We start from the raw sequence: 13,045 nt of genomic DNA, 5'->3' as shown, positions 1-13,045 counted from the left end.
TGTTATTTGGTTTTTAGTTTAATTACTCAAAAGCGAGGAAATCCTCGGCATTTCAACCCTACCTCTCAAACAAGAAAGAAAAAAGCTCATACCACATTATTCTCATTCTAAATGTTCAAATAGATGTTAGCGATAATAACTAAAATAGAAATAAAAAACTCAATAACAAACAATGGTAAAACAAACTTAAACCACGTACCATAACTCAATCTAGATATCCCCAATACAGCCATTATAACTCCGCTGGTAGGTGTTATTAAATTAATAAGCCCAGAAGAAGTTTGCATAGCAATAACAACTGAAGATCTTGGAATTGCCAAAAAATCAGCAAGTGGGGCCATTATTGGCATAGTTAGACTAGCATGTCCTGATGAAGATGGGACAACAAATCCTATAAATATTTGAATAATTTCATTCAAAATGATAAAAAGGGGTCTTGGAAGATTGTATAAAAAATTAGTAGCAGCATTTAACATAGTATCTGTGATTAAACCATCATCGCATACTATCATAACACCTCTAGCAAGTCCAATAACAAGAGCAGCCGTTAGTAAACTTTCAGAACCTTTCACAAACGCATCCCACATTTCAGATTCACCCAATCTACAAATAAACGCCGCTATAATAGCAACTCCAAGATACAACATTGTCATTTCTTGCATCCACCAACCAAGATTAACAATGCTAAATATCAAAATCAATATCATAAATCCAAACAAAAGTAAAACTAATTTATGAGCAAAAGTAAACTCAAGGTCACTCTGAGTATTATCTCCAGAAGAAAGTCCATCTTTTTTAACAAAATATTGATAATGCTCATTTCTTTGAGAATATACAAGTGATTTTGAAGGATCCTTTTTAATTTTAGATGCATACACACAAACATAGATTATAGCAGCTAATACTGATACACAATAAAGAACAATTCTAAAATAAAACCCATCCTGCAAACTAATAGAAGCTATTGCAGATGCAATTCCTGTCGCAAATGGATTTACAGTAGAAGCCATAGTACCTACTCCAGCTCCCAAAGCAATGATAGCTGCTCCAACAAGGTTATCATAACCCAAAGCTACTATCAAAGGAATCATAACAAAATAAAAAGGAAGGGTCTCTTCACTCATTCCGGTTACAGTTCCACCAATTGAAAAAATAAACATTAACAAAGGAATAAGTAATTTATCTTTATGCCCCAACTTCTTAATTAACCAATAAATTCCTGCATCTATTGCTCCGGTTTTCATAATAATCCCATATGCACCCCCAACAATTAAAACAAAAACAATAACTTCAACTGCATGTTCCATGCCCTTTGACATTGCAGTTAAAATAGTCATAAAAGGATGCAAAAATCCTCTAGGACCTCGATCGACATATTGATAAGTTCCAGCAACAATTATTTCCCTTTTGGACCCATCACCCATTTGCTTAAATTCTTTATCAAACTTACCAGCAGGAATCACATACGTTAAAATGGTAACAAATATAATTAAAGAAAATATTATTGTAAAACTACTTGGCATTTTGATCATAATATTCCTCCTAAATAATTTCATAAATTTAATTTCATATAAAAAATACCATTATCCTAAAGTTGATACCATAATAGCTTTAATGGTATGCACTCTATTTTCAGCCACATCAAAAACAACTGAATTTTTACTTTCAAAAACTTCTTCTGTAACTTCAATTCCATCAAGTCCATATTTATCAAAAATATCCTTACCAATCGTGGTGTTTAAGTCATGAAAAGCGGGTAAGCAATGCATAAATATTGCATCATCTTTTGCTATGCTCATTATCTCTTTATTAACCTGATAGGGCTTTAAAATATTTATTCTATCTTCCCAATTACTCTCTCCCATAGATACCCACACGTCTGTATACACAACATCAGCACATTTAACAGCCTCTTCTTTAGAATCTGTAATTGTAATTTTACCCCCACTCTCTAGTGCCAAAGCCCTGGCCTTAAGCGTCAAATCGGGGCCTGGAGAAAGCTCCTTGGGGGCAAAAATTCTAAAATCAAGCCCCATAATAGCACAGCCTTTCAATAAAGAATTAGCAATATTCCCTCTACCATCGCCACAAAAGACTATTTTAATCCCCTTCAAACTCCCTTTATGTTCTTTTATTGTCATTAAATCGGCTAGTATTTGGGTTGGATGAGAAATATCTGTCAATCCATTGTAAACAGGAACATTGGAATAATTTGCTAAACATTCAACAGCCTGTTGAGAAAACCCTCTAAACCCAATAGCATCATACATGCGCCCCAAAACTCTGGCGGTATCTATCATAGACTCTTTTGAACCTATTTGATTCCCCTTAGGTCCTAAATAAGTAATATTTGCCCCTTGATCATACGCTGCAATCTCAAAAGCACACCGGGTCCTTGTTGAATCTTTCTCGAAAATTATAACTATATTTTTACCTTTAAGTTTCTGCACTTCAATTCCTGCATATTTTGACTTTTTTAAATCAATTGATAAATCAAGTAAATACTTAATATCTTTGCTTGTAAAATCTAAAAGATTTAAAAAGCTTCTATTTCGTAAATTATACATCAACCCCACCAACCTTTACAATCAAGTTTTAAAAACTCATTAAACTCATGCTTAAGCATTAAATATCTTCCCTTACTAAAGGCATGGACATACATCTTGGCCCACCACGACCTCTTGAAAGCTCACTAGACGGAATTCTATAAACTTTAATGCCATTTTCTTCAAGCAACTTATTGGTTACATGATTTCTAGAATAAGCAACTACTTCTCCTGGAGCTATCGCCAAAACATTAGCACCATCATTCCATTGCTCTCTTGCGCCATGTATTAAGTCTCCACCCGCACATTTTATTATGTCAACCTTTCTGCCTAGATAAAAACTCAAAACATCTTTGAGCTTAGCTTTTTCTTCTTTAATATTAATTTTACTAGAATTTGAGTTATAAGTTAAAACATAAATTGAAAAATACATATCATCACTTGTAAAACTTGTAAAAACACTATGATCAATTTGAGTAAAAACTGTATCTAAGTGCATATAAGCTCTACTTTTTGGAATTTTAAAAGCCAAAATTGTGTTAAATGAGGCCTTATTTTCAAAAAGACTAACGGCCAGTTTTTCTACAGACTCCGCTTCTGTTCTTTCGGAAATTCCAATAACCAAAAGATCTTTGTTTAAAACAAACTCATCTCCACCTTCCAAAGAAGTCTCTTCCCACCTATTAAACCAAATTGGAACATTTTCTTTGTAAATGGAATGGTATTTAAAAATATACTCTGCAAATATTGTCTCTCTGCGCCTAACCTTGGTAAACATTTTATTTATTGTAATTCCATTGCCAATGCTAGCAAAAGGATCCCTAGTAAATAAAACATTGGGCATAGGATCAATAATAAAAAGACTTGCGCCATTAACCAAATCATCAAGCGAAAATGCACAATCTTTAAACTCTTCTCTTGTAACACCCGAAATCATTTTAGAAACCATATTATCAACGGTTAAATTAGAAAAATAATCTTTTAAAATATTAATTGTGTCATCTGTTTTTATTTCTGCCTCTAGAATAAATTGGGATATAAATTTATTTTTGAGTGCTGCAGAAGAAGCAAGAACCTCGCTAACAAGATCCTCAACATATTCAATTTCAACTGAATTATTTTTTAAAGTATCTACAAAAACTTCATGTTCTTGTCTTGCAACTTTAAGATAAGGAATATCATCAAACAAAAAATTTTTCATAATAAAGGGCGTCAAATTTTCCAATTCTTCTCCTGGCCTATGAAGCAAAACTTTTTTCAAACGACCTATTTCCGAAAATATATTTATTGGGTTTAAATATTCTTCCATCTATTTCCCCTTTATGAAAATTACCATATATTAAAATATTATAGTTTATATTAAAAAATATCAACTATTTTTTAAAAAATTTAAAAAATTAATATAGATGTAAAAATTGCAAAAATAAAAAAAGCAGCTCATAAAACTTTAAATCAAAAACATTGACAAAAAATTATGCTAAAATACTACTCATGAAGAAAATTAATAGATTAATATTAATATTAATATTAATATTAACTATAAACATTTTATTATTCTCTTGTGCCTTAATTCCAGATAACAAGTCAAAAAATCTAAGTGCATCAGAAATCATATTAACACAAAAAACACCACTAGAAAGCTCTTTAATACAAAATTCTTCTAATGTAGAATATCGAATACCAATATCTAGCATCCAAGAAATTTTAAACAATAACGATAATTCATTTTTAATAAAACAAACAGCAGTCAAAATCAAAATAAGTCCACAAAAACTTGAAGAAATAAAAAACTATTTAAATGCTTATAGAAATTATCTAAATAATGAAACAGAATGGATAAAATTTTTAGATCAAAGCAGCGTCAATGGAAATCTAACAATTAAAATTGATACTGCTTTTGAAAAAAAAACAAATTTTAATCATACAAATTCAGATAATGAAAATTTAACAGAACTAATAGAACTACAAATGTATCTAGAAAAAGAAATTTTAAACTTAATTGAGCAAACATTTCATGATAAAAATTTAGGATATATACAATTAAGTCATATCAATTCATTCTTCCCTAAAGAAAATATAAACTCAATAACAAAAGAAATAATAGATGGAAAAGAATATGTTGCACCGCACACAATAGCAAATCAATTATTAAAAATAAAAGATAAAAGATATTTTAAACAATTTATGAACTTTTTAAAAATTGAAAACAGCAAAATAGAAACAATAATTGAAAAACAAAAAATTTCAGATCTTCATAATGAATTGTATTATTCAAAGCAAACAGCACCCAGAAGAAGAAAAAGGTCAACCGTTGACTCCGACAATAACAATAAATACGATATAATACCAAAAATAATAGACCCAAATACAGGCATTGAAATAACTCCTAAAAATTTAAGATCTATTTTATCAAATGGCGACATAATACTAATAAAACCAAAAATAGATTGGACAGAGTTTTTTTATTTTTGGCAACATGTAGGAATATTTGATGAAGAAAAATACGAAGCTACTAAAAAAATTGCATTCAATGGAAATGATAGTTTCGATATAAAATCAATAATTACAAGCAATCAAATCAAATTTGATACAGCATCTACTCAAGGCTCAGGATATGAAAAACTTTCAACATATGTACAGTCAAGAATATTAAAAATATTCTCACCAATAACAGACACAAGAACAATTAAAAAAGCTATTAATTTCGGAAGAAACAGATACATTGACAACAACTTTGGATATATGGTTCCATTAATATCCTCTAATTTGTGGACAGATTCATTTAATCTTGAAGAAATTCACAACAAAACTTATTGCTCTTTAGTAGTTGATAGAATATATAAAATAGCAGGACTTAATGTATCAAGAAATTATGAAATTTCAGGAATAATTACCCCTGGAGAAATAAATGCGGCTGCTTACAATTTTTACATGTCTTATACGATTACAGGAATACTTCCAAGCATGCTTCCAAAAAGGCTCATTAAACCAACCCTAAAAGAAAAATTCATTGGCTACAACAAAGAAATAGTAGATACAGTAGAATTAAAAAAATCGAAAGAAAAAATTTTTGGAAGAGCTTGCAATATAACAAACATCTGGTGCTCAGGAAGCTAATAAACCATGAACAAATATTATGCCTGTATTTTGATTAATAGTAATGAAAAAATTATTTTCAAATCCTGGGAAGAATGCAAAACCGCTATTAAAGGAAAAAATAATAAAATAAAAAGTTTTAAAACAATAGAACAAGCTCAAAATTGGCTATTTAATAATGATAACAAAATTCATCACCACCCAATTGGAATATATTTTGATTCTGGAACAGGAAGAGGAAATGGCGTAGAAATTAGAGTTGTAAACGAAAAAAAAATTTCAATATTGGATAAAATCTTAGATAAATCTCTGATTAATGAATATGGAAATTATTATGTCAAAAATTTTCAAGGGATTAGCAATAATTTTGGGGAACTGCTTGCCCTATATACAGCCCTCAAAATAGCATTAAAAGAAAATATAACAAATATATTTGGCGACAGCAAATTAATAATTGACTATTGGTCAAAAGGAATCTATAATAGCAAAAAATTAACACAAATTACTATTAATTTAATCAAAAAGACAACTGAACTAAGGAAAAAATTTGAAGAGAAAGGTGGAAAAATTTCTTTTATTCCGGGAAATGAAAATATTGCGGATCTTGGTTTTCATAAAACTAGGTAGAAATATTGTCAAAAAATACATAAAAACAATATTTCTCATTTCAATGGTTTACTTTTATTGTTGTACGACAATAAAAGTAAACCATGATTATGAAACTGATTTTAAAGTTCTAGAATCTCCCTATAAATACATTAACATAGGTGTAATTAAAGCTACAAATGAATATATTTATATTCAAATTACAAACAACAGCTTAGACATAGTAAAAATAAGTTGGCAAAACACTAGTCTTAACAACAATAAAATCGTCTTAAAAAAAGAAGATCTTACAATAAACAATGAAACAGAGTATAAAAATAAATACAGAGAGTTTTTTATTGGTCCTAAAACTTCATTTGAATTTAAAGCATATCCACTAAAAATTCACTCTAAAAACAAAACTAGCAATAACTTAAGCTCAGATATTAAATATCCGTCTATTTTCAAACTCAACATAGCAAAAATAGGAATTGAAACAAAAAAAACAATAAATGTTTTAATAACAAGAACTATAAAAATTAATATTACTAATACATAAAAATCGTTATTATTTTTTTGTTTTTCTATTAATGATAAGATCATAGTTTGTATCTTTACTGCTCTCAAATGATGCTTTTATAGGGGCAAAAAAATTCCAAGAAATATAAATTGTAAAATTATTTCTCCAAATAGGAGAATAAATCCCATCAGATCCTATTAACAAATCTGGCTCTAAATTATATTCGCCAACAAATTTCCAATCATAAAAATTGAATTTAAAGCCTGATGAAAATTTTTTAATTTTAAAAAGCGAATCTTTTCTGTCTTGAGAATTAAAGAAATTGAAAGATTTTAATAAATCAGAAAAGACATTGACAGGTTCAAGGCCAATTTGATCCATATATCCTTTAAAGTATTTAAAAGTTTTAGTATTAATAGAAAAAGTAGAAAAGTAAATTTCTAAAAATTCTGTATATTTAAACTTCAAGGTCAATGCAGATCGAAGTTCATTATCTGTAAATTTCTGCAAATTTATTTTCCAGCCAACATTTACCCCCAAAGTAAAAGAAAGCTTCTTATCAAAAAAAGTTAAAACATACAAGTCCTTCTTGTAACTAGAATCTACAGAATATGGAATAAGTTTGGTTGTAGTTCCAACTTTGGAAAAATCTCCTTTTAAAGAATCATAATTATATTCAAAGTCATCTTTCATAGCAAACAAAAATTGAAAATCAAAAATATTAAGCTTAAAAGAAAGCTCGGAAACTCTATTTATCAAAGGATCATAGGCGGCCAAAAAACTAAATTTAAAATAATCTAAATATCTCGGTTCAATTTTATAATACAAAGCGGGAGACATTTCTAAATTTTTATAAGGTGATGCTGGTTTTTGAGGCTCCAAGGGATTTTGAACAGTAGAAATTTCAGAGTTTTTCATAGCATCTTCTTTAAATTTTTTATAATATTTAATTCCAATTCCAGCTTCTTGTAACAAATAAGGAAAATCTAAAGAAAATTTAAGCTCAGAAGAAGCCTTAATATCTTCAAAACTATTTTTTAATTCGCTTGAAAGCTCAGCACTAAAATAATCATAATCATAAATTAAAGAAGCTGTTAAACTTTGATAAAAAGTTTCCGGATCAGATAAAAAAATACTACTATTCTTATTAACTAAAGATTTTGCATCAGAATCATATTTTTTATTAAATGAATACAAAGTAGTCTTATTTTCAAACTTTAAAGTACTTCTAGAAAATAAAGGATACCTAATAAAAGGAAGTAGGTTTAAATTTATTTGGTTAATGATAGAGTGCTCACTTTTTTTATCTTTATCTTCAATCTTAAAATCTTTATTTAAAGGATTATACTCAATAGTATTAAGATATAATAAATTTTCAAAAGTAATTAAACGATTATAAAAATCAGCATGAATTTTTATATCCGTTTTATTTTTTATATCAAATAAATAATTTTTTATTTCATAATTAAAGTCCTTTGGACTTGTTATGCCATAATTATTAAAAAAAACATTATTTCTTAAATAAGGATTAATGCCAAACCTAATAAAAAAAGAATCGGATTGATCAATATTTGTCAAAGTAATTGGTTCTGGAGGAATATATAAATCTTTGGTTAATTCTGCTGCTTTTTTAGCATTTTTATCCTTCACATTCTTTTTATTATTATCTTTATCTTCTAGATTTTTAATTTCTGGACGCATTATCATTTCTTTGGTATCAGCTGAAAATGTCCATTGATTATTGTAAAGGTCTTTTTGAAAATTTAAATCAATATATGGAGCATAAATTCTCTCCAGATAGAACCATTTTCTTGTAGGATCATTAATATCTTTTGGTTTTTCCAAAGGAGATTTAACATAAAGATTCTCATAACCCGATAATTTAAAACTTAAGCCTAAATTATTTAATTTGTAATCTAAGATTGAACCGTCATTAAATGTTCGCTTATAAAAAGAAGACAAATTCCAATCAAAAGTACTAATGGTGGTTTGCTCTTTAACCGAATCTTTATCTAAATTTAAAAGAGAAAAAAATGTAGCACTTTCTATTCTATCTCTAAAATCAATATTAACATATGGATCAGAATAGTGCTCTAAAACAACTGAAAAAAGCGCATCGCTTAAAAGAAATTCCGTTTTAAATTTAAGTAAATATCTAAAAGGAACTTCAAACCCAAATATATCTCCTTTGTTAAGATTAGAAAAACTAAAAAGAGATTGTTTTAAAGTCCTATTGTCAAAAGGATAATATCCTCCATCGTAACTATAAACATTCCTAGTAAAACCTAATCCAAAATTTCCTTCCAAAGTTTTAAAATGCCCCAAAGTATTGCTCAAATTAAAATCAATTCCGGAATAAAATCCTAGATTAGCATAAATGTCAAAAATCAACTTAACATAATCTTTATTAAGACTGGATGCTAAATTTTCTGCAAAAAAATAAGTTAAATATCCATTTCTTATATAAGGTTTTTTACCTGAATTATAAACAGAATTGAAATCAAAGTCTAAAAAAGAAGAATCTTCACTTGAGGATTTATTACCAAAAAGATAAACGGTATTAAAAGCAGAAAAACCTTTTCGTGGATTTAGGCCTAAAGATGGATTAAAAAATAAACTATCTCCCGGTCTGAAAAAAAAGGGAATATAAAATACTGGAACTCTTCCCATGTAAAATATAGCATTTAAAAACCCAAAATCTCCCGAAGGCAATACCCATATTTTAGAAGCTTTAATTGAATAGTACGGTTCTGGAATTTTACTAGTTGTTGCAAAAGCTTGTTCCAAAATAGTAACATCATTGTCTATCTTTTTTAAAACCTTTCCTCCAAACGAAAGAATATGATCTATTTGATTTTTTTGCATTTTTTTTTGAAGAATACCATCTTTTAATAAAAAATTTTGAGAATCAAAATCAACAAAAAATTCATTGCCATAAAAATAAAGCTTTTCATTGGTATCCATATCAAGAATATATTCGACATTTCCAATAGAATAAAGTTTTTTAGAGTTCCTATTAAGGACTATCCTGTCGCCTTTAATATTGTGTTTTTTATTCTCTTTAATATCTTCAACCAAGATATTAACTCTTCCTTCAAAAACAACGCTTTCATCCTTAGTAAGCCCATAGGTGAAATTTTCAAGATTATCTGTAGTTTCAATTATTATTTTATATCTACCAGATCCGGCAAGCCCTTTTCCTTTGACAAAAAGCTCGGGATCTATTCCAAACTTTTTTAAAAGCAATTCTCGTATTTTTGAAACATCTGTTTCTTTTAGGCCCTCTTGTAAGGCCCATTTTTTTAAATCCTCGTCAGTTGAAAGCTCAAGTTCTCTTAAATAAGATTTTTGGCTTAAGGTTAGCTTATCTCTTTTTTTAGAATTCTTGTCATTTACAGTCTGGGCAAAAATTGCATTAGAAAATATTAAAAAAATTAAAAATACTATAAAAGATTTTTTAAAAACATTCCTGTATAGGAATTCGCGCATTTTGCAACCTCTTCAGGAATACCAGAAACAACGATATTCCCCCCTGCCAAACCACCATCAGGACCCAAATCTATTATATAATCTGCCTGTTTGATTACATCTAAATTATGCTCTATTAGCACAACTGTATTACCATTGGAAACTAACCGCTGCAAAACCTCTAATAACTTTTTTATGTCATCAAAATGCAATCCGGTTGTTGGTTCATCAACAATATAAAAGGTTTTGCCTGTGCTCTTTTTGCTTAACTCAAAAGCTAACTTAATGCGTTGAGCTTCACCTCCTGATAAAGTTGTTGCAGATTGTCCTAATTTAATATATTCAAGACCAACTTCAATTAAAAATTTTAAATAATGACTAATTTTAGGAACATTTTCAAAAAATTTACTTGCTTCAACCACACTCATCTCTAAAACATCGTGTATATTTTTTCCTTTGTATCTAACTTCTAAAGTTTCTTCATTAAATTTTTTACCCTTACACAAATCACAAGGAACAAAAACATCTGGTAAAAAATGCATTTGAATATTAAGATACCCATCTCCTTGGCATTTCTCACACCTCCCACCTTTAACATTAAAAGAAAATCTACCGGCTTTAAAACCCCTTGACTTTGCATCTGGAAGCTTAGCAAAAAGCTCCCTAATCTCTGTAAAAAATCCAACATAAGTTGCTGGGTTTGACCTTGAAGTTCTACCTATTGGCTTTTGATTTATTTGAATAATTTTATCGATTTTTTCGTATCCAACAATGTCTTTAAAACCATCACAATACTTTTCATTAAGCTTTAATCTACTATCAAGAGCTGGATACAATACTTCGTTAAGTAAAGTACTTTTTCCGCTACCAGAAACACCTGTTATTACGGTAAAAACTCCCAAAGGGATACTTACATCTATATTTTTAAGATTATTTTTATTAGAACCTAAAAGTAAAATTTCTCCCTTATCTGTCTTTCTTCTAGAGCTTGGAATATCTATTTTAAACTTACCACTAAGATATTGGCCAGTTAAGCTGTTTTTGCTATTTAAAATATCAATTAGGGCTCCCTTTGCAACTATTTCCCCTCCAAGAATTCCAGCACCAGGACCCATATCAATAATATAGTCTGCGGTGCGCAAAGTTTGCTCATCATGCTCAACAACAATTACAGTATTGCCAAGATTTTTAAGATTAACAAGAGTAGAGATTAATTTTTCATTATCTCTTTGATGAAGGCCAATACTTGGCTCATCAAGAACATAAATAACGCCTGAAAGTGCTGAGCCTATTTGAGTAGCAAGCCTAATGCGCTGAGCCTCACCACCAGATAGGCTGCCTGATATTCTATTTAAATACAAATAAGAAAGACCAACATCAATTAAAAATTTAAGTCTACTTTTAATTTCCTTTAAAATTTCTTTAGATATTTTTTCATCTACCAAATCAAGCTGCAAGTTTTCAAAAAATACATAAGAATCAAATACAGACAAATTAGTAAGATCTTGAATGTCTTTCCCATTAATTTTCACAGTTAAAGCTCCAACGCTTAAACGTTTCCCTTTACATGAATTACATATTTTTTTAGACATCAAATTTTCGTAAAAAATTTTAGTACTCTCTGATTCTGTTGCAAGATATCGTCTTTTTAAAAGAGGTAAAAGTCCTTCAAATGTTTTAGAATAATGAAATCCTCCATCTACCTCCTTTGCTTCCATTTCTTTGGACTGGTAAATAAAATCTATTTTTTCATTTGAGCCGTATAAAATCTGTTTAAGAACTTTGTCTGGAATGTCTTTTATAGGGGTATTTAAATCAAAATTATAATGCTTGGCAAGTCCTTTAAAAATAGCCACAGACCAAGACGAACTTGTCTTAAACGTAAGAAAAGCATCGTCATTAAAAGAAAGACTAGTATTGGGACAAATGCTCTCAAAATCAAACTCAAGTGTAACGCCAAGACCAGAGCACTCACTGCAAGCACCAAAGGGACTATTAAATGAAAAAAGTCTAGGCTCTATAAGAGGAAGTGAAAATCCACACAAAGGACAACTATTGTGCTCTGTAAATAGTTTATCTATTTTTTCTAAATCATTATCAATTTCCACTCTTAAATATCCATTAGAAACAGCAAGAGCAGTCTCAATAGATTCTGCAAGTCTAATTCTAACATTATTACCAAGCTTAATCCTATCAACTATAATTTCAATGGTATGTTTTTTATTTTTATGCAAATTTAAATTAAGTGCATCTTCTATTAAATAATCTTTAGAATTTATTCTAACTCTATTAAAACCTTGATTTAATATTTTTTCTAAAACCTTTTTATGAGAGCCTTTAGAGCCCCTTACAACTGGCGCAAAAAGTATAACCTTAGATCCATCAGAATAACTTAAAATAGTATTAACTATTTTATCTAAAGATTGCTCTTCTATTAATCTACCATCATTTGGACAGTATGCTTTACCTATTTTTGCAAATATTAGTCTGTAATAATCATAAATCTCAGTAATTGTTCCAACAGTAGAGCGGGGATTATTGCTTATTGTTCTCTGCTCAATAGCTATAGAAGGAGAAAGGCCATCTATATAATCAACATTGGGTTTTTTCATTACACCCAAAAACTGCCTTGCATAAGCTGAAACGGATTCCATATACCTTCTTTGCCCTTCTGCAAAAATAGTATCAAAAGCCAGAGAAGACTTACCAGAGCCACTCTTGCCAGATATTACAACTAAACCATCTTTTGGAATATCTACATCAATATTTTTTAAATTATGCTCTTTTGCTCCTCTGACAATAATTTTTTTTTTCAAACTTTTTTCCAAAA

8 protein-coding genes are annotated in these 13,045 nt (G+C 29.1%); 3 read left to right on the top strand and 5 right to left on the bottom strand.

Features of this window, described 5'->3' with window-relative positions; all coding sequences use genetic code 11:
* Positions 1-107: 107 nt before the first annotated feature.
* The 3 genes from QIA22_RS04820 to arcA are packed head-to-tail and all read right to left on the bottom strand — an operon-like array spanning position 108 to position 3,855.
* Positions 108-1,532: a YfcC family protein gene (locus QIA22_RS04820; RefSeq protein WP_301612183.1), complete on the bottom strand. Its 1,425-nt coding sequence runs from the start codon at positions 1,530-1,532 to the stop codon at positions 108-110.
* 51 nt (positions 1,533-1,583) lie between these two features.
* Positions 1,584-2,567, bottom strand: a complete 984-nt coding sequence (argF, locus tag QIA22_RS04815; RefSeq protein WP_301612182.1) for an ornithine carbamoyltransferase — start codon at positions 2,565-2,567, stop codon at positions 1,584-1,586.
* 58 nt (positions 2,568-2,625) lie between these two features.
* Positions 2,626-3,855, bottom strand: a complete 1,230-nt coding sequence (arcA, locus tag QIA22_RS04810; RefSeq protein WP_301612181.1) for an arginine deiminase — start codon at positions 3,853-3,855, stop codon at positions 2,626-2,628.
* A 182-nt stretch (positions 3,856-4,037) separates the two neighbouring features.
* Between arcA and QIA22_RS04805 the strand changes: the two genes are divergently transcribed.
* From QIA22_RS04805 to QIA22_RS04795, 3 genes are read left to right on the top strand one after another with little or no spacing between them, the layout of a single operon-like run.
* Entirely contained in the window at positions 4,038-5,663 is a 1,626-nt protein-coding gene (locus QIA22_RS04805) for a hypothetical protein (RefSeq protein WP_301612179.1), read from the top strand.
* Positions 5,664-5,669: 6 nt separating this feature from the next.
* A complete protein-coding gene (locus QIA22_RS04800) occupies positions 5,670-6,269 on the top strand; it encodes a ribonuclease H family protein (protein WP_301612176.1) in 600 nt (199 codons plus the stop codon).
* Positions 6,238-6,786, top strand: a complete 549-nt coding sequence (locus QIA22_RS04795) for a hypothetical protein (RefSeq protein ID WP_301612216.1) — start codon at positions 6,238-6,240, stop codon at positions 6,784-6,786. Before QIA22_RS04800 ends, QIA22_RS04795 begins: the two co-directional genes overlap by 32 nt.
* A gap of 9 nt (positions 6,787-6,795) precedes the next feature.
* Here the strand turns inward: QIA22_RS04795 and QIA22_RS04790 are convergent, their stop codons facing one another.
* The gene (locus QIA22_RS04790; protein ID WP_301612175.1) at positions 6,796-10,236 is read right to left on the bottom strand and encodes an LPS-assembly protein LptD; all 3,441 of its coding nucleotides are present in this window, start codon (positions 10,234-10,236) and stop codon (positions 6,796-6,798) included.
* Positions 10,191-13,043 carry an excinuclease ABC subunit UvrA gene (gene uvrA / locus QIA22_RS04785; RefSeq protein ID WP_301612174.1) on the bottom strand — a complete coding sequence of 951 codons (2,853 nt, stop codon included), beginning with the start codon at positions 13,041-13,043 and terminating at the stop codon, positions 10,191-10,193. The genes QIA22_RS04790 and uvrA overlap by 46 nt, the downstream gene beginning before the upstream one ends.
* Positions 13,044-13,045 lie beyond the last annotated feature (2 nt).

This window comes from Borreliella kurtenbachii (assembly GCF_030437945.2).
Lineage (GTDB): Bacteria > Spirochaetota > Spirochaetia > Borreliales > Borreliaceae > Borreliella > Borreliella carolinensis.
The sequence above is the reverse complement of the archived record's forward strand: the minus strand, read 5'-3'. Positions and strand labels throughout refer to the sequence as shown.

Bases quoted from the DNA above. Each gene is read 5' to 3' on its own strand.
- argF (WP_301612182.1), bottom strand. From the start codon at position 2,567: ATGTATAATTTACGAAATAGAAGCTTTTTAAATCTTTTAGATTTTACA.
- QIA22_RS04805 (WP_301612179.1), top strand. From the start codon at position 4,038: ATGAAGAAAATTAATAGATTAATATTAATATTAATATTAATATTAACT.
- arcA (WP_301612181.1), bottom strand. From the start codon at position 3,855: ATGGAAGAATATTTAAACCCAATAAATATATTTTCGGAAATAGGTCGT.
- QIA22_RS04790 (WP_301612175.1), bottom strand. From the start codon at position 10,236: ATGCGCGAATTCCTATACAGGAATGTTTTTAAAAAATCTTTTATAGTA.
- QIA22_RS04820 (WP_301612183.1), bottom strand. From the start codon at position 1,532: ATGATCAAAATGCCAAGTAGTTTTACAATAATATTTTCTTTAATTATA.
- QIA22_RS04800 (WP_301612176.1), top strand. From the start codon at position 5,670: ATGAACAAATATTATGCCTGTATTTTGATTAATAGTAATGAAAAAATT.